The organism is Kitasatospora sp. NPDC004723 (assembly GCF_040609255.1).
Lineage (GTDB): Bacteria > Actinomycetota > Actinomycetes > Streptomycetales > Streptomycetaceae > Kitasatospora.
On the sequence record NZ_JBEXJT010000005.1, the window covers coordinates 316,264 to 339,641 of the forward strand.

Below are 23,378 nucleotides of genomic sequence, written 5' to 3' on the forward strand. Positions count from 1 at the left end.
GCGGCAGCGCGGCGGAGCGGCTCAGGCGGCCGCGGCCAGCCGGACCAGCGCCTCCCCGATCCGGTCGCGCACCAGCGGATCGGCGACCAGCCCGTCCGCCCCGACGTCCCCGCGCACCAGTGGCAACCGGACGCAGGCGCCCTCCACCACGGCCGCCCCCGTGTAGCGCAGCACCGTGCCCAGCGTCGCCTCGGCCCCCAGGCCCCGGCCGGTCCCGGCGGCGTTGATCCAGGCGGCCGGCTTGTCCGCGATCTCGATGCCGCCGACCGTCCAGTCCAGCAGGTTCTTGAAGGCACCCGGCAGGGTCCCGGCGTACTCGGGCGTACAGATCAGCAGGGCGTCGGCGGCCTCGATCGCCGCCCGCAGCGCGGTGACCGGCTCCGGCAGCGGATCGGTGTCGAGGTCCGGGTTGAAGTGCGGCAGTCCCGCCAGCCCGGTGTAGTAGGTGGTCGCGATCCCCTCGGTGGCCAGCGCCACGGCGGCGGCGGTGCGCAGCACGGTCTCGTTGACGGACCCGGCGCGCAGGCTGCCCGGGAGCAGCAGGATGTGACGGTCGATCGGCATGGGCAGGAACCTATCGGCCGGCTCAGGGCACGACCACCGGCCGCCAGGGAACGGGGCTGGAGAGGATCATCGAGCTGGCCGGCTGGCCGTAGCCGCCGAGGCGGTCGATCAGGGCCTCGAAATCGGCCATCGCCGGAACGGCGACCAGCAGCACGCAGCAGGCGCCGCCGGTGACCCGGTGCAACTGGAGCACCTCCGGCCAGCCGGCCACCTCCGGGTCGCGCAGCACGCAGCGCGGGCCGTAGCACTGGAGCTGCACCAGCGCGGTGATCGGCAGGCCGGAGCGGGTGAGGTCGACATGGGCGTGGTAGCCGGAGATCACCCCGTCGGCCTCCAGCCGGCGGACCCGTTCGGCCACGGCGGGTGCGGACAGGCTCACCCGGCGCGAGAGTTCGTTGTAGGAGAGCCGGGCGTCGGCCTGCAGCTCGGCCAGCAGGCGGCGGTCGACGGCGTCCACGGCGGCTCCTGAGGGTGTGGTCCGGTTGGCTGGAAACCGCTGCTTTGCGATCGTGAAGAGGATCGGGAAAACACCTCTCGTACGACAGGCGCGGCCGCGGTTGCCGTGCCCGCCGCCCATTCAAATGCGGGACGGGCCGCCGCACAATGGGGCTCCGGCGACGACCGGGGCGACCGGCGCGGATCCCGGGCCCGTCCGGCGGTTCGGTTCGCCGACGACTTCAGGAGGGATCGGGCATGGGGCACGACACGGTGGAGAGGCCCAACCTGTCGTTCGGCCGGGCCGGGGAGCCGGAGCGGGGCACCCCGTACGCGCGCTACGTGCGGCTGGACGAACTGCACGGCCTGCAGCACCCGCTCAGCGAGGAGCCCGCGGAGCTGTCGTTCATCGTCACCACCCAGGTGATGGAACTGCTGTTCGGCCTGCTGCGGCACGAGTGGACGCTCGCCCAGCGGGCCCTGCGCGCGGACGACCTGCCGGGCGCCCTGGCCGCGCTGCGCCGCGGCACCCACGTCCAGGACGTGCTGGTGGAGTCCTGGGACCTGCTGGCCACGCTCACCCCGCAGGAGTTCAACGCCTTCCGCCCGCTGTTCGGCGAGGCCTCCGGCTTCCAGTCCTCGGCCTTCCTGCAGCTGGAGTTCCTGCTCGGCAACAAGAACGCCGCGCTGCTGAACATGTACCGCGACAGCCCGCGCACGCACGCCGAGCTGACCGCCGCCCTGCGCTCCCCCACCCTCTACGACGACGCGCTCGCGCTGCTGGCCCACCACGGCCTGGCCGTGCCGCCGACCGTCTCCGAGCAGCGCCACCAGGCCGACGAGGCGGTCGCGGACGCCTGGAGGCGGGTCTACACCGAGCCGGAGCACGCGGCCCTGCTGCCGCTGGCCGAGGCGCTGCTGGACGTCGCCGAGCGGGTGACCCGCTGGCGCCAGCGCCACCTGGCGGCGGTCAAGCGGGCGATGGGCGGCAAGCCCGGCTCCGGCGGCTCCAGCGGTCTGACCTGGCTGCGCCGCTCCGCCGAGCAGGACGTCTTCCCCGAGCTGTGGGCGATCCGGGACGGGCTGTGACGGCCCCGCGGACCGGCGGGCACGAACGGGCAGTGGAAGAGGACAGGGCGAGGGAAGGGCTGGGCATGATCACGCGCGAGGAGTGTGCGGCGCTGGACGCCGCCGACCCGCTGGCGGCGTTCCGAGGGGAGTTCGCCCTGCCGCCGGGGGTGATCTACCTGGACGGCAACTCGCTCGGCGCGCTGCCGGTCCGCACCCCCGAGCGGGTGCGGGCGGTGGTCGAGCAGGAGTGGGGCCGGGAGCTGATCCGCAGCTGGAACGACGCGGGCTGGTTCGAGCAGCCGTACCGGCTGGGCCGGCGGATCGCCCCGCTGGTCGGGGCCGCCCCGCAGGAGCTGGTGGTCTGCGACACCACCTCGGTCAACCTGTTCAAGGTGCTGGCGGCGGCGCTGCGGCTGCGTCCGGGCCGCTCCGCCGTCCTGGGCGACCGCGCGGCCTTCCCGACCGATCTCTACATCGCCGAGGGCGTGACCGGGCTGGTCCCGGGCGCCCGCAGCGTGCTGATCGACCCGGCCGAGCTGGACGCGCACCTGGACGGGGACGTCGCCGCGGTCGTCCTCTCGCACGTCGACTACCGGACCGGCGAACTGCTGGACATGCCCGGGATCACCGCCCGGGTGCGGGCCGCCGGGGCGCTGATGATCTGGGACGTCTGCCACTCGGTGGGCGCGCTGCCGGTCGAACTCTCCGCCGGCGGCGCCGACTTCGCGGTCGGCTGCACCTACAAGTACCTCAACGGCGGCCCCGGCTCACCGGCCTTCCTGTACGTCGCCGAACGGCATCTGGCGGCCGGGGCGCCGCAGCCGCTGAGCGGCTGGTTCGGGCACGCCCGCCCGTTCGCCTTCGAGCCCGGCTACGACCCGAAGGACGGCATCGGCCGCTTCCTCACCAGCTCGCCCTCGCTGCTCGGCCAGGCCGCGCTGGAGGCCTCGCTGGACGTCTGGGAGCGGGCCGACCGGGCCGCCGTACGGGCCAAGAGCCTGGCGCTGACCGATCTGTTCATCGGTCTGGTGGAGGGCCTGGACGGCATCGAGGTGGTGACCCCCCGCGAGCACGCCCGGCGCGGCAGCCAGGTGGCGCTGCGGCACGCCGACGGCTACCCGGTGGTGCAGGCGCTGATCGCCCGCGGTGTGATCGGGGACTTCCGGGCCCCGGACCTCATGCGCTTCGGCTTCACCCCGCTCTACCTCTCGCACACCGAGGTGTGGGACGCGGCGCGGCACCTGGCCCAGGTGCTGGAGAGCGGCGAGTGGAAGGACGAGCGCTTCTCCCGGCGCGGCGAGGTGACCTGAGGCCGGCGAACGCAAAGGGGCCGCCCGGTCGGAGGACCGGGCGGCCTTTGACGTGCCGTCGGCTAGCTGTGGCGACCGCGGCGACGGGCGGCCACGACGGCGAGGGCGCCGCCGAGGGCGAGCAGCACCACACCGACGATGCCGAAGGTCACGGCGTTGCCGGAACCGGTCGAGGCCAGCAGGCCACCGCCTCCGCCGCCGCTGGGCGCGGGCTGCTGCCCGGCCGGGCCCTGGCTCGTGGGGCCGTCGCCGGTGGGTGCGGCGGCGGACGAGCTGGACGTGGCGGTCGGGCCGGTCACCGCCGGCTCGGTGGTGGTCCCGGTCGGGGCCGGGGTCTCGCTCGGGGTCTCGCTCGGGGTCCCGGTCGGGGTCCCGGTCGGAGCCGGGGTCTCGCTCGGGGCCGGCGAGGTGGCGGTCCCGGTCGGCGCCGGGGAGGTCGGCGCCGGCGTGGTCGCCGTCCCGGTCGGCGTGGGCGTCGGGGTCGGGGTCGGGGTCACGGTCGGCGTCGGCGTCGGCGTCGGCGTCGGCTCGACCGCGCAGTCCGGCAGGTCCCCGTCGAACGGGTAGCTGTGGATCTCGTAGCCGCCGTTGCCGGTCTGGACCAGGTTGCCCGCCAGGTAGACCCGGCCGTTCATGCCCGGCATGTCGATGGTCGTGGTGCCGGCCGGGTTGCCCGCCATCACCGCGCCCTGGAACTGCGCGCTGCCGTTGATCTGCGCCGCCGTGGCCGTGGGGAAGTTCCACAGCAGCTTGGAGCGCATCTCGGTGGTCTGGTCGCCCGGCAGGCCGGTACCGGTGTAGGTGTTGATGACCGGGTCGGCCGACTGCATGTTGACCACGACGGTCGCACCGGCCGGGATGTTCGCGAACACCAGGCCGATCTGCCCGCCGGTCGGCGAGGTGAGGTTCCCGGGGACGTTGAAGACCTGCTTCATGCTGGTCCCGTCACCGGTGAAGGTCGCCTCGCTGCCGGTGAGCGCGACGGTGCCGGTGGCGGCGGTGCGGCCGACACAGGAGGAGACGTTCTCGATCTGGCTGAGCACCGAGCGGTACGGCGCGGCGGCGTCGGCGTCCTGTATCGCCTCGCCGGTCGGGTCGATGGAGACCGAGCCGGTGAGCGTGCCCGCGTGCCGCAGGTTGCCGAAGGCCTGGCCCTTGGAGTCGATGCCGCCGATCAGCAGGCTGTTGCCGGGCTGGACGGTGACCTTGCCGCCGACCGTGAGGAAGTCGCTGCCGTTCGGCGGGACGACCCGCGAACCGACGCCGACCACGCCCGCGTTGAAGTTGCCGCCGCCGTTCTTGTCGACGGTGAAGTCGCCGAGGGTGACGATCTTGCCCTCGGCCTCGGCCGCCCGGCCGGCGACCGTGTAGCTGCCGCCGGTGAAGACGTTGACGGCGGCGTCCCGGCCCGGGAAGTCGCCGTTGTTGACGCCCGGCCAGGTGGCCGGGCAGTCCGATCCGCTGCAGGCGCCCAGCGGCGGCGCCAGCGGGGCGGCCGAACCGACCGTCAGCACCGCCGCGAGCGGCAGCACGGCCGTGGCCGTCGCCGCCGCGACCCTGACGTTCCGGCGTCCGCGGGGTCTGGGGACCCGTCCCGCGCTGGCTCTTCTGTGACCGGGCGTACCGGCTCCCTGACTCATCTGCACATTCCTCCGCGAAGAGAGAGGCAGGTGGAAGGGCACCCGCCTCGTTCCGTTTGATCCTGCATCATCCCGGCCGATACCTAGAGAATCCAGAGATTTTGGATATCAGGTATCAAATCGGGCAATCGGCACCCTACAGACCATCAGTGTCGATCCGGAAATCTTCCGAACGGAAGGATCGACCGTCTCCTCCCTGGCCGCCCGCGGCCCCGCTAGGTTGGAGGCATGACTTCCGACGCCATCGCCACCGTCGCCACCAGCGCCGACGTGCTGCGCCACCCCGGGGCCGGCGAGCACCTGCTCACCCCCGTGGAGAAGGAGCGCGCCGCCCGGTTCCGGCACGAGTCGGGACGGGTCGACTTCATCGCCGCGCACGCCCTGGTCCGGCTCTGCGCCGCCGGCCTGCTCGGCGTCCCGGCCACCGCGCTGACCCTCGCCCAGCACTGCCCCGACTGCGGCAAGGGCGACCACGGCAAGCCCTACCTGCCCGACCACCCCGGGATCGAGGTCAGCCTCTCGCACACCAAGGGCGTGGTCGCGGCCGCCGCCGGGCACCGGCCGATCGGCATCGACGTCGAGCTGACCGACCGCGGCGGCAGCCTGCTGGACGTCGCGCCCCGGGTGCTCACCGAGGCGGAGCTGCGGCTGGTGCGGGAGCACCCCGACCCGGCGCGGGCCTTCCTGCGGCTCTGGGTCCGCAAGGAGGCCCTGATCAAGATCGGCCGCACCACCCTGGACGGCCTCGCCGCCGTCGACCTCTCCGGGCTCCCGCTCGACCTGCCCGACGGCCGGCCGCTGCTCAGCCCCTTCGAGGGGCTCCGGCTGCTCGACTGGGTGGACGAGGCGCACGGCGCGGCCGTCGCGGCGGTCTGCGAGCTGCCGCCGCGGGCGGTCGAGCTGGGCGCTCTCTAGAGCTGCCCAGGTGGGGGCCGGTCGGACGGTCGGATAAGCGGTGTTAGCGTCCTGGGCGGGGCCGGGAGATCCGTCCGCCCCGGCTGCCCGCGCCGCGACCGCCGACGGGCCGCCCCCGTTGAGTCACAAGGGTGCCCCGCCATGGCCAAGTTCCTGCTGAGCCTGCACGTCCTCGCCTCGGTGCTGTTCATCGGCCCGGTGGCCGTGGCCGTCAGCATGTTCCCGCGCCGGGCGAAGGCCGCGCTGGCGGGCGGGCCCGAGCAGGCCGCCGACGCCGGCATGCTGCGGCTGCTGCACCGGATCACCCAGGTCTACGCGCTGCTCGGGATCGCCGTTCCGGTCCTCGGCATCGGACTCGCCCAGGTGATGGACGTGCTCGGCCAGTCCTGGATGATCGCCTCCATGGTGCTGACCGCCGTCGCGGCCCTGTCGCTGCTGCTGTTCGTCCTGCCCGCGCAGCAGGCCGCGGTGGACGCGCTCGCCCTGGACGGCGGCTCGGCGGAGCACGGCAAGGCGGTCAACGGGCTCAAGCTGCTGCCGATGACGGCGGGCGTCTTCAACCTGCTCTGGGCGGTCGTCGTGGTGCTGATGATCGTCCGGCCGGGTTCCACCACCGGCGCCTGACGCCCCCGCGTCCGCGTCCGCGGTAGTACTGTCCCGGCCATGACGATCACGGTGGGGATGGGACCGGAAGCCGCCGGCCGGGGCGTGGGCGCGCTGCTGCGCGGCTGGCGGGAGCGGCGCCGGCTCAGCCAACTGCAGCTGGCCCTGCTGGCCGACTCCTCGGCCCGGCACATCAGCTTCATCGAGAACGGCCGCGCCCGGCCCAGCCAGGAGATGGTGCTCAGGCTCGCCGAGCACCTGGACGTCCCGGTCCGCGAGCGCAACGCGCTGCTGCTGGCCGCCGGGTACGCGCCGCACTACCCGGAGAAGCGGCTGGACGACCCGGCGATGGCGGCCCTGCGCTCCGGGATGGAGCGGCTGCTCGCCTCGCACGACCCGTACCCGGCGCTGGTCGTCGACGGGACCTTCCAGGTCCTCGCGGCCAACCGCGCCCTCGGGCTGCTGCTCTCCGGGGTCGCGCCGCATCTGCTGGAGCCGCCGCTCAACGCGATGCGGATCACCCTGCACCCGGAGGGCCTCGCACCGCGGATCCGCAACCTGCGGCAGTGGCGGCGGCACCTGCTGGAGCGGATGGAGCAGCAGCTCGGGCTGGTCCGCTCGGAGCCGCTGCGGGCCCTGTTGGAGGAGGTCCGGGCCTACCCCGAGCCGCCCGGCACGGCGGCGGACGGTGACGAGGAGGAGGACGTCACCGAGCTGTTCCCGTTCGCCCTGCCGCTGCGGGTCGCCCACGAGGGACGGGTGCTGTCCTTCCTGTCGACGATCGCGACCTTCAACACGCCGATGGACGTGACCGTCTCCGAGCTGGCCATGGAGACCTTCCTCCCGGCCGACCCGGAGACCGTCGCGTTCCTGCAGGAGGCCGTGGGGACGGCCCGGTAGCCACCCGGGCGGGCGGCCACGCGGTCAGCCGGTCACACGCTCACCCGGTCACGCGCTCACCCGGTCACGCGGGCAGCCGGCGCAGGGCGGTGAACTGGAGCGCGGCGAAGAGGGCCACCGTCGCGGCCTGGAGCGGGATCCAGACGTAGCCGGCGGTGGTCGGCTCCAGCCACAGCTCCATCGCCACCACGCTGAGCACCGTCCAGACCAGGTTGACGTCGATCACCGCCCGCACCGCGAGCCCCGGCGGCTGCGGGCGGGCCGCCAGCAGCCCGACCGCGAGGCCGAACACCGCCAGCACGGCGCCGAGTTCGAGCAGGGTCGAGCGGCCGACGCCCAGCAGCTCGCCGAGCGGACCGGGGAAAGCCAGGTAGGCGAGGCCGTTGCCGCCGCTGACGACGGCGTCGAGGGCGAGGAAGCCCCGCAGCGCCTTGACGGAGCCGGGGGCGGTGCGGCGGGCGGTGGTCAGGGTGTGCGCGGACATGGCGGATCGACCTCCGGACGGGGGGTGGGATCCCGGTCGGCGCCGCCGCCGGGTGCACACCACTGTGCCGGGGCGCGGCGGAGGCGTCGATGACCTCCGAGGTCATATCCCGAACAGGGCGGCCGCGTTGTCGTGGCAGACGGCGCGCAGCCACTCCTCCCCCAGCCCGAGCCGGTCCAGCGCCTCCAGCTGGTGCCCGTACGGGTAGGGGATGTTGGGGAAGTCGCTGCCGAGAAGGACGCGCTCGCCCAGCGCCCGCAGCCGGGGCAGTTCGGTGCGCGGGAAGGGCGCGTCCCGCTCGGCGAAGTCGGTGAACGCCATGGTGGTGTCCAGCCGCACCCCGGGGTACCGCTCGGCGAGGCCGAGGAAGTCGGCGTACTCGTCCATCCCGAGGTGGGCGACGACCAGGACCAGCCGGGGGTGCCGGGCGAGCACCTCCCCGATCGGCCCCGGGCCGGTGTGCTTGCCGGGAACGGGGCCGGAGCCGCAGTGGGTGACCACCGGTGTGCCGGTGTCGGCGAGCAGGCCCCACACCTCGTCGAGCCGCCCGTCCCGCGGGTCCCAGCCGCCGACCTGCAGGTGCGCCTTGAACACCCGGGCGCCGCCCGCCAGCGCCCGGGCCACGTACCCGGCGGCGCCGGGCTCGGGGTGGAAGGTCGCGGTGTGCAGGCAGTCGGGGGTGCGGGCGGCGAAGTCCGCGCCCCAGGCGTTGAGCCACTCGGCCATCCCGGGCCTGTGCGGGTAGAGCATCGCGGTGAACGCCCGGACGCCGAACTCCCGCAGCCGCGCGACGCGGCGCTCCTCCGCCTCGCGGTAGGTGATCGGCCAGGGGCGGCCGGTCAGCGGGCCGGCCGCGTCGAAGTACGCCCACACCTTGTCGAGCACGTTCTGCGGCATGAAGTGAACGTGGACGTCGATCAGGCCGGGCAGGCCGAGGTGCTGCCAGAAGGCCCGCACCCCGGCCGCCTCGGCCACCGGCTCGGGCAGGCTCATGCCGCGGGCACCGGGCGGGCGCGGTCGATGATCGCCCCGGCGTCCGGGCCGGGCGGCAGGGTGCCGAAAGCCGCGCCGTGGTCGCCGCCGAGCCGGGAGGCGCAGAACGCGTCGGCCACCGCCGGGTCGCCGTACCGGACGAGCAGCGAGCCCTGGAAGGCCAGCGCCATCGCCTCCACCAGCCGGCGGGTGCGGTACTCCAGTTGGTCGAGGTCGGTGAGCTGCTTGCGCAGGCCGGCGACGGCCGCGTCGAGCCGGCGGTCGGCGCCCGCGGCGGCGTCCAGCTCGCCGAGGAAGGCCTCGACGGTCTCCGGGCGTTTGGCCATGGCGCGCAGCGCGTCCAGGGCGGCGACGTTGCCGGAGCCCTCCCAGATGGAGACCAGCGGCGCCTCGCGGTAGAGCCGGGGCATCCCGGACTCCTCGACGTAGCCGTTGCCGCCCAGGCACTCCAGGGCCTCGGCGGCGTGCGCCGGGCCGCGCTTGCAGACCCAGTACTTGGCGACGGCCAGTCCGAGCCGGCGCACCAGCGCCTCCTGTTCGTCCCCGGCGATCGCGGCGTCGGTGGCCTCGGCGAGCCGCATCGCCACCGCGGTGGCCGCCTCGGACTCGACGACCAGGTCGGCGAGCACGTTCCGCATCAGCGGCTGGTCCACCAGCGCCTTGCCGAAGGCGCGCCGGTGCAGGGCGTGCTGGACGGCCCGGGTGGCGCCGAGCCGCATGCCGGAGGCGGCGCCGATGGTGCAGTCCAGGCGGGTCATGTTGACCATCTCGATGATAGTCCGCACGCCCCGGCCCTCCTCGCCGACCAGCAGGCCGTACGCCTCCTCGTACTCGATCTCGGCGGAGGCGTTGGACTTGTTGCCCAGCTTGTCCTTGAGCCGCTGCAGCCGGAGCCGGTTGCGGGTGCCGTCCGGCAGGACGCGCGGCAGCAGGAAGCAGCTGAGCCCGCCGGGCGCCTGGGCGAGGGTGAGGAAGAGGTCGGACATCGGCGCCGAGGTGAACCACTTGTGGCCGGTCAGCCGGTAGCTCCCGTCCGGCCGCGGGACGGCGGTGGTGGTGTTGGTGCGGACGTCGGAGCCGCCCTGCTTCTCGGTCATCGACATGCCGGCGATCAGTCCGCGCTTGCCGTGCGGCTCGCGCAGGCCGAAGTCGTACGCGGTGGCGGCGAGCAGCGGCTCGAACTCGGCGGCCAGCCCCGGGGTGGCGCGCAGGGCCGGGACGGCGGCGTAGGTCATCGAGACCGGGCAGGTGTGGCCGGCCTCGGCCTGGCCCCAGACGTAGAACTTGGCGGCGCGGGCGGTGTGCGCGCCGGGGCGGTCGTCCCGCCAGGGGGCGGCGTGCAGGCCGTGGCCGACGGCGGTGCGCATCAGCTCGTGCCAGGCCGGGTGGAACTCGACCTCGTCGATCCGGTGGCCGAAGCGGTCGTGGGTGCGCAGCAGCGGCGGGTTCTCGTTGGCCAGCCGGCCCCACTCGGCGGCCTGCTCGGAGCCGGCCAGCCGGCCGAGTTCGTGCAGCTCGGGCTCGGCCCAGCCGGCGCCGGCCCGGTGCAGGGCGGCGAGCAGCCCGGGGTCGGCCGCGGTGTCGTGCCCGTACGGGAGCGGGACCTGGTTGGTGACCTCATGCGTCGCTGTCATCGGGTGCTCCCAGAGAACGGAGGGTGAAGGAGACCAGGGCGGGGACCACCGCGTCGGGGGCGGTCCTGGGATCGGGCGGGGGTGCGGCGGCGAGCGGGCCGGTGAGCGCCTCGGCGGTGGCGCCGACGATCGCGGCGGCGGTCAGCTGCGGGTCCTGGGGCGGCAGCTCGCCGGCGGCGAGGGCGGCGGCGATCTCGGCGGCGAGCACGTCGCGGAAGGTGCGGCGGAAGACCAGGCGCTCGGCGTCCACCACGGTGTCGGCCGGTTCGACCAGCAGGGCGTGGGCGAGCCGGGGGGCGCGCAGGGCTCGGGCGGCGAAGGTCTCGACGACGGCCGCGATCCGCTCCCGGGGGGTGTCGTGGCGGGCGACGGCCTCGTGCACGGCGGCGACCTCCCGGGTGACCACCCGGCGGAAGAGTTCGACGGACAGCTCGGCCTTGCTCGCGAAGTGCCGGTACACGGAGCCGGTGGCGATCCCGGCGTGCTCGGCGACGGCGGCCATGCTGCAGCCGCCGTAGCCGCGCTCGGCGAGCAGGCCGACCGCGGCCTGGAGCACCGCCTCGCGCTGGGCGTCCAGGCGGGCTTGCACGGCGGGGGTGCGTCGGTAGGCCATGCAAGCATTGAAGCACTGATTCACTGCTTCGGGGAGGGGGTGCGCGGGCCCGCCGCAGGGGCCGCGCCGCCCCCGGGAGCGCCGGAGGGCCGCCCGGTCGCCGGGCGGCCCTCGCCGCGTCGCGCGGGAAGCGGCTGTCGTGCGGGAAGCGGCTACAGCCGGACGCGGTCCTGCTTCAGCCCCTCCTCGTCCAGCGGCCCGACCGGCGGCACCTGGTACCCGCCGCTCAGCCCGCGGGCGGAGGCGGAGCCGAGACCGGCCCACTCCAGCACCTTGGCGGTGGCCGCCGCGGACTCGGCGGCCGGCAGCCTGGTGATGTTCGAGCCGTGGTTGCCGCCGGGCACGGTGTAGACGTAGCTGTCCTCGCTGCCCCGGCCGAGGCGGAACGGCTCGGCGCCCCACGGGTCGTTCTGGCCGTAGACGAAGATGATCCGCTCGGCGTCGTTGCGCACCCAGCGGTCGATGTCACGCATCGCGGACGGGTCGAACCGCATCGGGATGCTGCGCGGCACGTAGGTGCGCGGCGCGTACAGCTCCTTGTAGTCGTAGTGCAGCAGGCCCTTGAGCCGGGAGACGTCGAAGGAGGGCGAGCCCAGCTCGGTGCCGGCCTGGTAGTAGTACGCGGTGTACCCGGCGAGCGCCTGGTCGCTGTTGCCGGTGATGCCGGACTGCGAGTCGAGCCAGGCGTACAGCGCGTCGTCGGTGCCGGCGGCGCCCGGGACGTTCACGCAGTCGGCCTCCAGGCTGTACTGCCAGAACGTCCAGACCGAGTCCAGCACGGCCAGCTCGTAGGCGCGGTCGGCGCTGCCGACGGTGGTGAAGGTGGAGCCGGCGGCGGCGTTGTCGGCGGCGTAGCGGGGCTCCAAGCGGTCGCGGCGGGCCAGCAGTTCACGCTGGGTGCCGTTCAGCGCGGCCCGGCACTCGGGGGTGCCGACGTTCTCGAAGAACCGGCTGTACGCGGAGTCCTCGCGGTCGTTGACGTCGTTCGGCGCGACGTAGGCGATGGTGCCGGCCACGTCGTCCGGGAAGAAGCGGCGGTGGTAGGTGGAGGACATGCCGCCCTTGGAGCCGCCGGTGGACAGCCACTCCTGGTGGTAGATCCGCTTCAGCGCGGTGATCAGCCGGTGCGCGTCGGTGGCCGCCTGCTCGATGCCGGCCTTGGACCAGTCGGCCGGCTCGGGCCGGGAGGGCGTGAAGTAGCGGTACTCGATGGAGACCTGGTTGCCGTCGACCAGCCGGGCCGGCTCGGTGCGGCTGGGCGTGGTGCGCAGCGTGTAGCCGTTGGTGAAGAAGACGGTCGGCCGGTCGTAGCCACGGTGCAGCACGCTGAGCCGCTGCTGGAAGGTGCCCAGCCAGGGGCGGTCGTGGTCGATCGGCTGGGTGTAGGTGAGCAGGAAGTAGCGGTGGCCGGTGGTGGTGGACTGCTCCTCGGTGACCGTCATGCCGCGGATCGCCGCCAGGCGGTCCTTGACGTCGGCCGACGGGTCGTCGGCGACGGAGGCCGCCGCGGGCGCGTCCGTCCCGCGGGCGAACGCCGTCGGGGCGAGGCCGAGGCCGAGCAGGGGTATCAGCAGGGCGGCGACCAGCAGCCTTCTCATCGTCGCGGTCATCAACTCTCCATCGGGTCAACGGAACTGGGTGTTGCCATGGTCCGTACCACGCTCCGGCCGCCGGTATGCGGCCTTCGGTGCGCGGCCGCCGGGCGGACCGTCCGTCCGGCGGACGGACGGCCGAATGGGCCACCCGCCGGTCGCGGATGGCCCATCGGGGACGAACGTGCTGGTCAGGGGCGGGGCAGGGTGCAGCCGACCCGGGTCAGGTCGAGCTTGTTCCCGGGGCCGAAGCAGGCGGGGATGATGTACGTCTCCTGCGCGTAGCCGATGCCCGGGCGGACCGTCACCACGCCGTTCTGGTCCACCTCGCAGGGGTTGTCCAGGGTGCAGCGCTGGCCGCTCTCGTTGATGGTGTTGTTCACCGCGACCACCTGGCCGCTGGCGGCGTCGACGACCGGCGAGCCGGAGGTGCCGCCGATGACGTTGCAGGTGGAGGTGTAGCGGAGGGAGTCCTTGAAGGTCCAGTCCGCTTCCTTGAGCCGGTAGGCGAAGCCGTCGGCCGAGCAGGAGTAGATCTTCTTCCAGTACCCGGAGACGACCTTGATCGCGGTGCCCTGGACGGGGTGGGTGGCCGCCACGGTCAGCGGGGCGATGCCGTAGGAGGACTGGATCGCGGCATAGGTGGTGTTCAGCTGGTAGATCGACACATCGGTGTCGGTCATGGTGCCGTAGACCATCTTGGTGGCGCGCAGGGTGCCGGCCGAGCCGCCGCTCGCGTTCAGCAGCGTGAAGGTGCGGCTGGAGGCCTGATTGACGACCACCTGGCCGGGGCCGGGCATACCGGTCTCCAGGCAGTGGCCGTTGGAGAGCACCAGCGCCGGGTCGCTCGCCGTCGAGGCGGGGAACCGGATGAGCGAGCCGGAACAGTTGCTGAGGGCCACGGTGCCGGCGAAGTTGACGGCGGCGACCTTTCCGGCCTGCACCGATTCCGCGGCACCGGGCGTCGCGGTGGTGGTGGCGGTCGCGGCGGGGGCTCCGGCGAGGGCGGTCGCCCCGGCGGTCAGGAGCGCGGCCAGCGTGCCTATGAGCGGCTTCTTCATGAGAGACCTCTCGGTGTGGGGGTGCCCCAAAGCTGGCGCGGACATGACGACATGTCAAGGGATTCGGCCGTGGCTACGACTCCCGACACCCTGTTCCGGCCGCCGGACCCCGGTACTGTGGCCGGGACGGCAGCGACGACCATCTGGGGGGCCGACATGGCCGGTGACAACCACGCGGACGGCACGCGACGGGGCACGGCCGGGGGCCGGCTGCTCGCGGTGAGCGATCTGCACGTCTCCTACCAGCAGAACCGCGACCTGGTCGAACAGTTGCGGCCCGGCTCGCCGGAGGACTGGCTGATCGTCGCCGGTGACGTGGCCGAGTCCACCGTCACCATCCGCTGGGCCCTGGGCCTGCTCGCCGAACGGTTCGCCAAGGTGATCTGGGCCCCCGGCAACCACGAGCTGTGGACCCACCCCAACGACCCGGTCCAGCTGCGCGGCGTCGAGCGCTACGAGCACCTGCTGGACATCTGCCGCGAGCTCGGTGTGGTGACCCCCGAGGACCCCTACCCGGTGTGGACCGGCGCGGGCGGCCCGGTCGCCGTCGCCCCGCTGTTCCTGCTGTACGACTACTCCTTCCGGGCCCCCGGCACCACCACCAAGGAGGAGTCACTGGCCGCCGCCTACGCGTCCGGTGTGGTCTGCGCGGACGAGCGCTTCCTGCACCCGGACCCGTTCCCGGACCGCGACTCCTGGTGCCGCGAGCGCGTCCGGCTGACCGAGAAGCGGCTCACCGAGCACGACCCGCAGCTGCCGCTCGTGCTGGTGAACCACTACCCGCTGGTCCGGCAGCCCACCGAGGTCCTCTGGTACCCCGAGTTCGCCCAGTGGTGCGGCACCGAGCTGACCGCGGACTGGCACCGCCGGTTCAACACCGCCACGATGATCTACGGGCACCTGCACATCCCCCGGCGCACGGCCTACGACGGGGTGCCGTTCGAGGAGGTGTCACTCGGCTACCCGCGCGAGTGGGGCAAGCGCGGACTGCCCGACCCGCTGCTGCGCGAGGTGTTCCCGGGCGCCTGACCGGAACGGGCGGCTACTCCCCCGCCCGCTCCTCCGCCTCCTCGAAGGTCGCCGAGCGCTCCGGCCGCGCCAGCACCACCGTCAGCTCACCGTCCGACACCTCGGCGAGCAGGGTGTCCCCCTCCCGCACGGTGCCGTCCAGCAGCAGGTTGGAGATCCGGTTGTCCAGCTCCTGCTGGATCGTCCGGCGCAGCGGCCTGGCCCCGAACTCCGGCTGGTAGCCGCGGTTCACCAGCCACTCCTTCGCGCCCCCGGTCACCTCCAGCTCGACGTCCTGGGCCTTGAGCCGGCGTCGGGAGCGGTCCAGCAGCAGGTCCACCACCTGGAGCAGGTCCCGGCGGGTGAGCGCGTGGAAGACGATCACCTCGTCGATCCGGTTGAGGAACTCCGGGCGGAACTGCCCGCGCAGGTCCCGCATCAGCTCGTCGCGGATCTCGTCGACGTCGCCCGCGTGGTCGAGGATCCGCTGCGAGCCGATGTTGCTCGTCATGATCACCACGGTGTTGCGGAAGTCGACCGTACGGCCCTGGGCGTCCGTCAGCCGGCCGTCGTCCAGCACCTGCAGCAGCAGGTTGAAGACGTCCGGGTGGGCCTTCTCCACCTCGTCGAAGAGCAGCACGCTGTACGGCTTGCGGCGCACCGCCTCGGTGAGCTGGCCCGCCTCGTCGTAGCCGACGTACCCGGGCGGGGAGCCGACCAGCCGGGAGACGGTGTGCTTCTCCTGGAACTCGCTCATGTCGAAGCGGATCATCCGGTCCGGGTCGCCGAACAGCAGCGCGGCCAGCGCCTTCGCCAGCTCGGTCTTGCCGACCCCGGTCGGGCCGAGGAACAGGAACGAGCCGGTCGGCCGGTCCGGGTCGCCCATCCCGGCCCGGCCGCGGCGCACCGCCTGGGCGACCGCGGTGACCGCCTGGTCCTGGCCGATCACCTTCTCGTGCAGGTGCTCCTCCAGCCTCAGCAGCCGCTCGCGCTCGGTCGCGTTCAACTCGGCGACCGGGATGCCGGTGCGGCTGGAGAGCACCTGGGCGATGTCGTCCGCGGTGACCGCCACGACCTCCTCGCGGGACTCGGCGATCGCGGCCAGCTCGTCCTCGGTCTGCCGCAGCTCGCTCTTCAGGTTGGCGGCCCGCACGAACTCCTCGTCCGCCACCGCCTCCTCCAGCTCGCGGCGCAGCTTGGTGATCCGGTCCTGCACCGGCATCGCGACCGTGGAGCCGCTCAGGCTGCGCAGCCGCACCCGGGCGCCGGCCTGGTCCAGCAGGTCGATCGCCTTGTCCGGCAGGAAGCGGTCGCTGACGTAGCGGTCGGAGAGGGTGGCGGCGGCGTCCAGCGCCTCGTCGGCGAACCGCACCTGGTGGTGCGCCTCGTAGGCGTCGCGCAGGCCCTGGAGGATCTCGATCGTCTCCTCGACGCTCGGCTCCGGCACCAGCACCGGCTGGAAGCGGCGCTCCAGCGCGGCGTCCTTCTCCACGTGCTTGCGGTACTCGTCCAGGGTGGTCGCGCCGACCACGCTCAGCTCGCCGCGGGCCAGCGCCGGCTTGAGGATGTTGCCCGCGTCCATCGAACCCTCGCCACCGCTGCCCGCGCCGACCACGGTGTGCAGCTCGTCGAGGAACAGGATCACGCTCTGCTCGGCCTCGGTGACCTCGTCGATCACGCTCTTCAGCCGTTCCTCGAACTCGCCCCGGTACTTGGAGCCCGCCACCAGCGCGGTGAGGTCCAGGGTGACCACCCGCTTCTCCTTGAGGCTCTGCGGCACGTCCCCGGAGACGATCCGCTGCGCCAGCCCCTCCACGATCGCCGTCTTGCCGACCCCGGGCTCGCCGATCAGCACCGGGTTGTTCTTGGTCCGGCGGGAGAGGATCTCGACGGTCTGCTCGATCTCCTCGGCACGGCCGACCACCGGGTCCAGCCGGCCGGCCCGGGCCTCCTCGGTGAGGTCCCGCCCGTACTCGTCGAGCGTCGGCGTCCGGCTCGGGTTCGCTCCGCCCTGGCTGCGCTCGCCGCCCACGCCGCGACCGTCCAGCACCGTGCGCAGCGCCTCCTGCGACGGCGCGACGTTGCGCAGCGCGGCGCCGGCGCCCGAGCGCTCCTCCTCCAGCAGCGCGCCCAGGATGTGCTCCGGCCCGATGTACGAGGCCCCGGCCCCCTGCGACCGGGCGTGCGCGGCCAGCAGCGCGCGCTTGGCGGCCGGCGTCAGCGCGGGCCGCCCGTCGGCCTCCGGCGCCCCGCTCCCGTCCCCGGCCGGCAGGACCTTGTCCAGATCACCCGCCAGCCGGTCCGGATCGATCCCGGCCCGCTCCAGCATCCGGCGCGCCGGCTCCACCCGGGTGGCCGCCCACACCAGGTGCGCGGTGTCGAGATCACTGCTCCCGTCCTCGGCCGCCCGCTGGGCCGCCGAGGCCAGTAACTCCTGGGCCGACTCGCTGAGCAGCCGCCCGATCGGCACCCGCTGCACGGCGGGCGGGGAGGCCAGCGGGCTCATCCCGAAGAACCGGCTGAGCAGGTCGGAGAAAGGGTCGTTCGAACCGAACGGCGGCATGGTCACGGAGGGTCACCTCTCCCAAGCGGTTGGTGCCCACACAAACACACCCCACCACCGCCCGCACCCGGGTGCGGACCGGCGGCGACCATCGAGGTGGCCGCTGGCCCGGCGGTCACTGCTGGCTGGTCCCGGTCGGCCGGACCACGTCCACCACCCGGTGCCCCGCGTCCGCCGGCGGCCCGTCGAGGGCCAGCCGGTGGCGCTCCGCGAGCTCCAGGAGCGCCCCACCGGTGAAGCGAGGATCCTCCCGCCCACCCCCGGCCCACCAGGCCCGACCCCACCCCCACGCACAACGACTGCGGCCCGGACCGGGAACATCCGTCCCGGCCCGGGCCACGGCCTCGGTCCATCTCTCAACAGGGTGGGCGCGGACGGTTTCGAACCGCCGACATCTGCTTTGTAAGGCTTGGCGTGCGCCACCTGTCCTGACCTGCGCCCCGGCTGACCTGCCAGTTCCCCGGTCACCACGCCACCGGCACTCGTGACTGGCCGCCACGTACCGCCCGATCTGGCACAGTTGTGGCATGGAATGAAGATCACCGGCCACGCTCCCCGGTGTCCAACCAACCGGACGCTACCTCGAAGCGGTGACGGGAGCCTCTTGTACCCGACATACTGACACCATGCGTGCCACCAAGCGTCAGCGCCCACTCACCCGGGCCATCAAGCGCCCAGTCTCCGAAGAGGAGTTGGAGGGGCTAGCCCAGCTTGCTGAGCGGACACGCTATGTCGGCAGCGCCGAGCACAAGTCCTACCCATCGTTCGCAGGGCAGCCGCGTCTGCGGGCCGACGCGTCGAGGTGTGACCCATCCCTAACCGACCCGGACGAGATTACCCAATGGCTCCGCGAAGGAATCTGTTGTGGGAATATCGGCACACTCTTCGAAGGGGACTTCCCAAGATATGTCTGGATTAAGCGTGGTACCATAGTATACGAGGGTAGACTTGTCAATAGGGAGCAGGGTCAATACAAGGGGTACCCGCTAGCGCCTAATGAATTTCCGGAAGGGCTTTAATGGACGCGCCAGAAATGTTCAAGGTCTCCTGGGAGTGGGAATCCGCCCCCGGCGTGCGGCTACCGGAACACAAGGCCACATGGGCTCGCATTGAGATGCGCGCAGGTGATGATCTCATCACTCTCGTCGAGGATCTCGATTCCGGAAGTTCGCGGCGCTCAATCTATGCCCCTCTCTACCCTCTAGCCGAGTGGCTCGCCTTCAACTGGTGGAAGCTTCTCTATAATTCACGACTCTCCCGCCCCGAGCTTTCAAATCGCTTGGATCAGTACCGCCTAACAAATCCAGAGCTACGCCAGAACAATTTTCGCCGCATCGGTGACGGTTTCGCGTGGCCAGATGTGGCCCTAATCCCGGCAGGCAAACAGACAACTCTCTCGTGGCGCCCCTACTCGTCTCCCGTAGCAAACTGGAGAATTCGCTACATCAGCCGCGGCGACATCATCGCTGACTCTGCAGAGCTGCGGGGGGAACTGGCCCGCATCATTAACTCTGTCATTTCCAGGCTCGATGAGCAAGGCCTCACATCCACCGCTCTCCACAAGGAGTGGGCGGCCGTTGCGAGCGCGGACCCAGAGGAAGCCGATTACTGCCGCACGGCCGCACGCTTGGGGCTGGACCCCTATTCCGAGGCGCACGAGTTCGAAGAAGAGATCATCCGATCGTTCGAGAGTCTACCTGCCGAGCTATTTAGCGATTTCGTGGACGCCGCCTCTCCGGCGATGCTCCGAGAATCCCAAAAATGGATCTCAAAAGCATCCGGCAGAGTCGATGGCATTTCCACTCCCAAGAGTCCACATATGGCTGACATTCGCACCGCACTGCAAAGCCAGTCGACATACAAGTCGTCTCGACCATGGGAAACTGGCTGGGAGCAAGCAAGGATTGCTCGCGAAGCTGCCGGCGTAGGATCGACAAAGAAGTTTTCGGTTCGTGACTATGTTTCGACTCAGGAGATCTCTTCCCCCGAGCCGCGCATTCACGCCCTCGGTCGACGATACGGCACAGGCGCCGCTCTAGTAGTGGGATCGACACAGACACCTGCGAGGGCAAAGAACTTCCTTCTCGGCAGGGCTCTTTGGCACTCAGCCGTCGACAATGATTCGCGATTCCTTATCACGAGCGCCTACACGGAGAAGCAGAAGGTCGAACGCGCCTTTTCTGCCGAGCTACTTGCGCCTGCAGCGGGAATTATGCAACTTCTCAACGGCGATCCATGGTCAGTTTCTCTTGAAGCCGTTGAGATGATCGCTGATCATTTCGAAGTTTCTGCGGTGCTGGTGCAGCACCAAATCGAAAACCAACTCGCGGCAGCTTAGATCACACCAGCTCCTGGGTTGCCCCTCTCGGCGGGAAACCAAAAACCGAGAGGGCGGCGGAGCAGTTTTAGCCGGTGTCCTGTCCGTTCTGGGGTCGAGCATGATCGGGGGGCCGTAAGCTGTTGCGGCTCGGTCAGGGCTTTTGGCCCTGACCGCAGTTTGGCCGAGTGGCCCCCGGTCTTGCTCGACGCGGGTCCCGGTCCGGAGAGGTGGGTAAAACTGCGGAGCCGCCCACATCAGCCACCGCAGGTTCTGACCTCGGCCTCCTCAGCTTGTGGCCGCTCTGCACGGCAGGCCGCCACCGGAGCGAAGACCGCAGCAACAGCGAGGGGCCAGGGGCCTCCGCACCTCCGTCTGCTCCGCAGGACCTGGTGGTTGGCAGCGTGCAAGGGGCAGAGCAGACATTCGCCCGCCCATTCCTCACAGCAAGCGCTGGCCATGGTGCGTTCGGATGCTCGGTGGCCGCGTCGCCCTGGAGGGCATTCAGCACGCGTACCGCGAAGACCTCGCCCAGGCGATCCTCAACGTCGGCCGGCGTGAGCCATTCGACCGCGGTCGACTCGTCAGACAGCTGCTCGGTGCCACCTTCGGGGCGGCAACGGAAGACCAGGGCGACGACTCCGCGCGCCACGTTCTTGTAGACGCCGGTGAGCCGTTCGACGCTCACCTTGATGCCGGTCTCCTCGAAGACCTCGCGGCGCACACCGTCCTCGACGCTCTCGGTCAGGTCCAAGACCCCGCCGGGCGGTTCCCAGGTGCCGTTGTCGGCTCGCCGGATGGCCAACACGCGGCCGTCGTCACGAATGACCACTCCTGCGACCGAGACAGAATGCAGTGGTGTGGGTTGAGACATGTCGACTTCCAATGCCCGGATCAGACAGCACTGGAACCAACGGGCTGCCCATGCTCCAAATACACCGGGCAACCGCTCTCCCGGGCACGCACCGCCGCTACGATCCGGCGGGCCAGGCGCGGAATCGTGCGGTTCGGGACGACGTCAACGGAGCAGAACTCAAAGCGGAGGAGCTCCTGGGCTTGGAGGGAGATTGCCGCCAGGTCGCCGGCCGCGAGCTGTCCTCCGTCGAACAGGTACAAGACCTTGTCGCCTTCACGATCACTCGGGGCCCAGTCCACCGCAAGCAACGGCCCGATCGGCGGCGTGATGCCCAGCTCCTCACGGACTTCGCGCACGCACGCTTGGAGAGGCGATTCGCCGATCTCCACATACCCGCCGGGGACTTCCCAGTAGTCCTTGTAGCTGGCCTCCACCATCAGTACCCGGCCCTCGGCATCAAAGAAGAGCGCCCCCGCAGCCATCCGCGCCCGCGCCATCTTCGCTTCGTGCTCGTGAGACGTCACGTCGACCACAGTAACGACACCAGTCAGCCGATTCGGCCGCCAACTCCAGCCATCACGCTGCCCCGTTCGGGCGGTCGCGCCGGGACCGGGCGCCAGCCCGCACGCCCGGCGTCGGGCGCCCGGGGTGGGGCAGCGGCGCGCGCAGGGCGCGCGCCCTTGACCTTGTAGAGCGGAATTCGGCAGTGACTTGGGTTGGGCTTCGGGGCTCGCGGACTACAGCGTGACGGTGGCGACGGCGGTGTCGTCGTGGGCCTTGCCGCGGGGCCAGCGTTAGCCGTCGGCGTCGGCGAGTTCGGCGGTGCGGACTGCGCGGATGAGGGCGGCCGGGCCCTGGTCGTGGATGAGCTTGAGGGCCTCGGGCCAGTCGGCGAGGTGGAAGCGGTCGACTAGGCGGGAGGCGCCGTCGCTGACCATAGTGAAGCCGGTGACCTCGGTGCGCGGGACGGTGCCGGTGAGGGCTGCGTGGGCTGCGGTGGGGTCGGCGGCGGCGACCCAGAAGCCGTCGGGCTGGTTGCGGTGGGCGCGCATGGCCTCGACGTAGCGGCGGAGGGCGTCGCCGTGTTCGGCAGTGCCGGTGGGGACGGCGTCCATGGAGCTGCGGAGGGCGGCGCCGACCAGGGCCTCGCGGTCGTCGGCGATGGCGACGGGTCCGGTGACGGGGTCGGTGTGTTCGACGATCAGGGTGGAGTCGGCGAGGACCAGGTACTGGAGGTCCTGGTCGGTGAGACGGACCGCGATGACGGTGGCCGACGGGGTGCCGGGGTGGGCGAGGTCGCGCTCGGCGTGCAGTGCGGCGGTGGTGGTGATGGCGTCCGCGAGGCAGTCGGTCAGGGCGCGGTCGGGCTGGTTGGTCACGCTGGCCAGCAGGTTGACGCCGAGCCGGGTGACGAACCACGCCACGCCGTGGGAGCAGCCGCAGTCGGATCCGGGCGGGGTGCCGGCACCGTCGAGCAGGACGACGGCGCTCGGGCTGGCCGCGACGAAGTCCTCGTTGGGGCGGTCCTGGCGGGCGGGTTCGGTGGCGATCTCCAGATGCACCCGGTCAGTCTGCCTCGTGCCGGTAGAACGGCGACAGTAGGCGGACGCGCACGGGCTCGTTGTCCTGGGGGTTGTAGTCGACGTTCAGCAGGACGGAGAACCGGCCGGTGCCGGCCTGCTGGTAGAGGTCGGCGAGGTCGTTGACGATCAGGTGGACGACACCGAGCGTGCCCTGCGGGTGGATCCCGGTGAGGACCATGACCAGGCCCTGGCCGTCGGGGCGCGGGAGTCGGCCGAGGTAGGCCACGTCGGAGTTGAGGGCGGGTTCGGAGTCCATGCCGGAGCGGTAGGCGACGCCGGCCTCGCGGTCGCGCAGGGTCCACGGTCCGTCGGGGGCGCGTTCGAAGCAGATCGACGGGTCCTGGGCGAGCACCCCAGCGACGTGGCTGGAGAGCCTGGGGCCGCAGATGACGATCATGTCCTCGCGGTTGAGGTCGATCTCGCCACCGATCGGCACGTGCTCGAAGCTCGGTTCGAGCTTGTAGGAGCGGGCGAGGTCGCCGAGCCGCTGGGCGGCTGCGAAGTCCTCGGCGGCCAGGACCGGCCTGGCGTTGCCGGCCTCCTGCTTGAGCGGCGTCGCGATGATCAGCCGCGCGTTGCCCAGGAACGCCCCCTCGGGCGCGGGTGCCGACTGCTTGAGCTGGTGGATCCGCCCCCGGGTGAGTCCGGCCTCAGCCGCGATCTGGGCATAGGACATGCCCTGCTCGTGCAGCTCGGAGATCACCCGCTGACGCAGCCGCGACAGCTCGGTGACCTCCTGCTGCGCCTCGGCCAGCCACACGGTGGCTGCTCGTAGCAGCTCGAACGGGTTCTTGATGGCGGCGATCCGCTGCGTTTCTCCCGCCATGTCCCCTCCGGTGTCTGCCCCAGTCAACACAGAGTCTAGGGGGATAGACAGAATCAGCAAACGCAGGTGTCGGCAGGTTCGCTGTGTGTCGTGGGGCATCGCGGGGTCTCCTGGCGGCAGCTTCAGCCGTCGTTGTATAGGGGGCTATACACCCTGTGGAACGGGCGAATCGTTGGTGGTACTGGCTTGTTCTTCTGCGGTGGATGCTACTGAACTTGAACTCGTGAAGTCGGTGTAGTTCGTTGCCGTTCCTCCGGAGTCGCTGCTCTACGACCCGGTGCCTGGTAGCTGTGCGGCGACAGTTGCCACGAAGTACTGCAGGATGGTGAACGGCAGCGTCTGCATCCCGTCAAAGAAGACCTCTGCGGGCTTCTCCTCTTCGGGGGCGTAGACGACCACCGTCACGGCTG

20 protein-coding genes and 1 pseudogene are annotated in these 23,378 nt (G+C 71.6%); 7 read left to right on the forward strand and 14 right to left on the reverse strand.

Features of this window, described 5'->3' with window-relative positions; translation table 11 throughout:
- Nucleotides 1–21 precede the first annotated feature (21 nt).
- Both ABZW10_RS09370 and ABZW10_RS09375 read right to left on the reverse strand, forming a co-directional pair.
- Nucleotides 22–564 (reverse strand): NADPH-dependent FMN reductase, encoded by a 543-nt coding sequence (locus ABZW10_RS09370; protein WP_355362049.1) that lies wholly within the window; start codon nucleotides 562–564, stop codon nucleotides 22–24.
- Nucleotides 565–586: 22 nt separating this feature from the next.
- Nucleotides 587–1,021, reverse strand: coding sequence for an Lrp/AsnC family transcriptional regulator (locus ABZW10_RS09375; protein ID WP_355362051.1), 435 nt, complete (start codon nucleotides 1,019–1,021; stop codon nucleotides 587–589).
- A 236-nt stretch (nucleotides 1,022–1,257) separates the two neighbouring features.
- Here ABZW10_RS09375 and ABZW10_RS09380 point away from each other — a divergent pair, with 236 nt between their 5' ends.
- Both ABZW10_RS09380 and kynU read left to right on the forward strand, forming a co-directional pair.
- Nucleotides 1,258–2,088, forward strand: a complete 831-nt coding sequence (locus ABZW10_RS09380; protein WP_355362053.1) for a tryptophan 2,3-dioxygenase family protein — start codon at nucleotides 1,258–1,260, stop codon at nucleotides 2,086–2,088.
- A gap of 65 nt (nucleotides 2,089–2,153) precedes the next feature.
- Nucleotides 2,154–3,380, forward strand: a complete 1,227-nt coding sequence (gene kynU, locus ABZW10_RS09385; RefSeq protein WP_355362055.1) for a kynureninase — start codon at nucleotides 2,154–2,156, stop codon at nucleotides 3,378–3,380.
- Nucleotides 3,381–3,442: 62 nt separating this feature from the next.
- On the opposite strand, the gene ABZW10_RS09390 is transcribed toward kynU, so the two are convergent.
- The gene (locus ABZW10_RS09390) at nucleotides 3,443–4,912 is read right to left on the reverse strand and encodes a choice-of-anchor A family protein (protein WP_355362057.1); all 1,470 of its coding nucleotides are present in this window, start codon (nucleotides 4,910–4,912) and stop codon (nucleotides 3,443–3,445) included.
- Nucleotides 4,913–5,248: 336 nt separating this feature from the next.
- On the opposite strand from ABZW10_RS09390, the gene ABZW10_RS09395 reads away from it, so the two are divergent.
- The 3 genes from ABZW10_RS09395 to ABZW10_RS09405 all read left to right on the forward strand — a co-directional run bounded on the left by ABZW10_RS09395 (nucleotide 5,249) and on the right by ABZW10_RS09405 (nucleotide 7,438).
- Nucleotides 5,249–5,935, forward strand: coding sequence for a 4'-phosphopantetheinyl transferase superfamily protein (locus ABZW10_RS09395; protein ID WP_355362059.1), 687 nt, complete (start codon nucleotides 5,249–5,251; stop codon nucleotides 5,933–5,935).
- 141 nt (nucleotides 5,936–6,076) lie between these two features.
- Nucleotides 6,077–6,559 (forward strand): hypothetical protein, encoded by a 483-nt coding sequence (locus tag ABZW10_RS09400; RefSeq protein ID WP_355362061.1) that lies wholly within the window; start codon nucleotides 6,077–6,079, stop codon nucleotides 6,557–6,559.
- 39 nt (nucleotides 6,560–6,598) lie between these two features.
- Nucleotides 6,599–7,438, forward strand: coding sequence for a helix-turn-helix domain-containing protein (locus tag ABZW10_RS09405; protein WP_355362063.1), 840 nt, complete (start codon nucleotides 6,599–6,601; stop codon nucleotides 7,436–7,438).
- Between the two features lie 64 nt (nucleotides 7,439–7,502).
- Here ABZW10_RS09405 and ABZW10_RS09410 read toward each other — a convergent pair whose 3' ends face one another.
- The 6 genes from ABZW10_RS09410 to ABZW10_RS09435 form a co-directional block, all read right to left on the reverse strand.
- Nucleotides 7,503–7,922 (reverse strand): hypothetical protein, encoded by a 420-nt coding sequence (locus ABZW10_RS09410; protein ID WP_355362065.1) that lies wholly within the window; start codon nucleotides 7,920–7,922, stop codon nucleotides 7,503–7,505.
- Between the two features lie 102 nt (nucleotides 7,923–8,024).
- Nucleotides 8,025–8,915: an amidohydrolase family protein gene (locus ABZW10_RS09415; RefSeq protein ID WP_355362067.1), complete on the reverse strand. Its 891-nt coding sequence runs from the start codon at nucleotides 8,913–8,915 to the stop codon at nucleotides 8,025–8,027.
- Nucleotides 8,912–10,549 (reverse strand): acyl-CoA dehydrogenase family protein, encoded by a 1,638-nt coding sequence (locus ABZW10_RS09420; protein WP_355362069.1) that lies wholly within the window; start codon nucleotides 10,547–10,549, stop codon nucleotides 8,912–8,914. The genes ABZW10_RS09415 and ABZW10_RS09420 overlap by 4 nt, the downstream gene beginning before the upstream one ends.
- Nucleotides 10,533–11,162, reverse strand: coding sequence for a helix-turn-helix domain-containing protein (locus tag ABZW10_RS09425; RefSeq protein WP_355362071.1), 630 nt, complete (start codon nucleotides 11,160–11,162; stop codon nucleotides 10,533–10,535). Before ABZW10_RS09425 ends, ABZW10_RS09420 begins: the two co-directional genes overlap by 17 nt.
- A gap of 152 nt (nucleotides 11,163–11,314) precedes the next feature.
- Nucleotides 11,315–12,772, reverse strand: coding sequence for a S28 family serine protease (locus tag ABZW10_RS09430; protein ID WP_355362073.1), 1,458 nt, complete (start codon nucleotides 12,770–12,772; stop codon nucleotides 11,315–11,317).
- A 173-nt stretch (nucleotides 12,773–12,945) separates the two neighbouring features.
- The gene (locus ABZW10_RS09435; RefSeq protein ID WP_355362075.1) at nucleotides 12,946–13,815 is read right to left on the reverse strand and encodes a serine protease; all 870 of its coding nucleotides are present in this window, start codon (nucleotides 13,813–13,815) and stop codon (nucleotides 12,946–12,948) included.
- A gap of 156 nt (nucleotides 13,816–13,971) precedes the next feature.
- Here ABZW10_RS09435 and ABZW10_RS09440 point away from each other — a divergent pair, with 156 nt between their 5' ends.
- Entirely contained in the window at nucleotides 13,972–14,844 is an 873-nt protein-coding gene (locus ABZW10_RS09440; protein WP_355362121.1) for a metallophosphoesterase, read from the forward strand.
- A 13-nt stretch (nucleotides 14,845–14,857) separates the two neighbouring features.
- Here ABZW10_RS09440 and ABZW10_RS09445 read toward each other — a convergent pair whose 3' ends face one another.
- Nucleotides 14,858–17,392, reverse strand: coding sequence for an ATP-dependent Clp protease ATP-binding subunit (locus ABZW10_RS09445; protein WP_355362077.1), 2,535 nt, complete (start codon nucleotides 17,390–17,392; stop codon nucleotides 14,858–14,860).
- A 1,012-nt stretch (nucleotides 17,393–18,404) separates the two neighbouring features.
- On the opposite strand from ABZW10_RS09445, the gene ABZW10_RS09450 reads away from it, so the two are divergent.
- On the forward strand, nucleotides 18,405–19,724 hold the full coding sequence (locus tag ABZW10_RS09450) for a hypothetical protein (protein ID WP_355362079.1): 1,320 nt from the start codon (nucleotides 18,405–18,407) through the stop codon (nucleotides 19,722–19,724).
- 420 nt (nucleotides 19,725–20,144) lie between these two features.
- Here ABZW10_RS09450 and ABZW10_RS09455 read toward each other — a convergent pair.
- From ABZW10_RS09455 to ABZW10_RS09470, 4 genes and pseudogenes are all read right to left on the reverse strand, one after another.
- Nucleotides 20,145–20,577: pseudogene (locus tag ABZW10_RS09455) on the reverse strand (NUDIX domain-containing protein).
- Between the two features lie 20 nt (nucleotides 20,578–20,597).
- Nucleotides 20,598–21,083 (reverse strand): NUDIX hydrolase, encoded by a 486-nt coding sequence (locus tag ABZW10_RS09460; protein WP_355362081.1) that lies wholly within the window; start codon nucleotides 21,081–21,083, stop codon nucleotides 20,598–20,600.
- Nucleotides 21,084–21,353: 270 nt separating this feature from the next.
- Nucleotides 21,354–22,121: a protein phosphatase 2C domain-containing protein gene (locus ABZW10_RS09465; RefSeq protein WP_355362083.1), complete on the reverse strand. Its 768-nt coding sequence runs from the start codon at nucleotides 22,119–22,121 to the stop codon at nucleotides 21,354–21,356.
- A 4-nt stretch (nucleotides 22,122–22,125) separates the two neighbouring features.
- Nucleotides 22,126–22,968 carry a sigma factor-like helix-turn-helix DNA-binding protein gene (locus ABZW10_RS09470; protein WP_355362085.1) on the reverse strand — a complete coding sequence of 281 codons (843 nt, stop codon included), beginning with the start codon at nucleotides 22,966–22,968 and terminating at the stop codon, nucleotides 22,126–22,128.
- Between the last annotated feature and the right edge of the window lie 410 nt (nucleotides 22,969–23,378).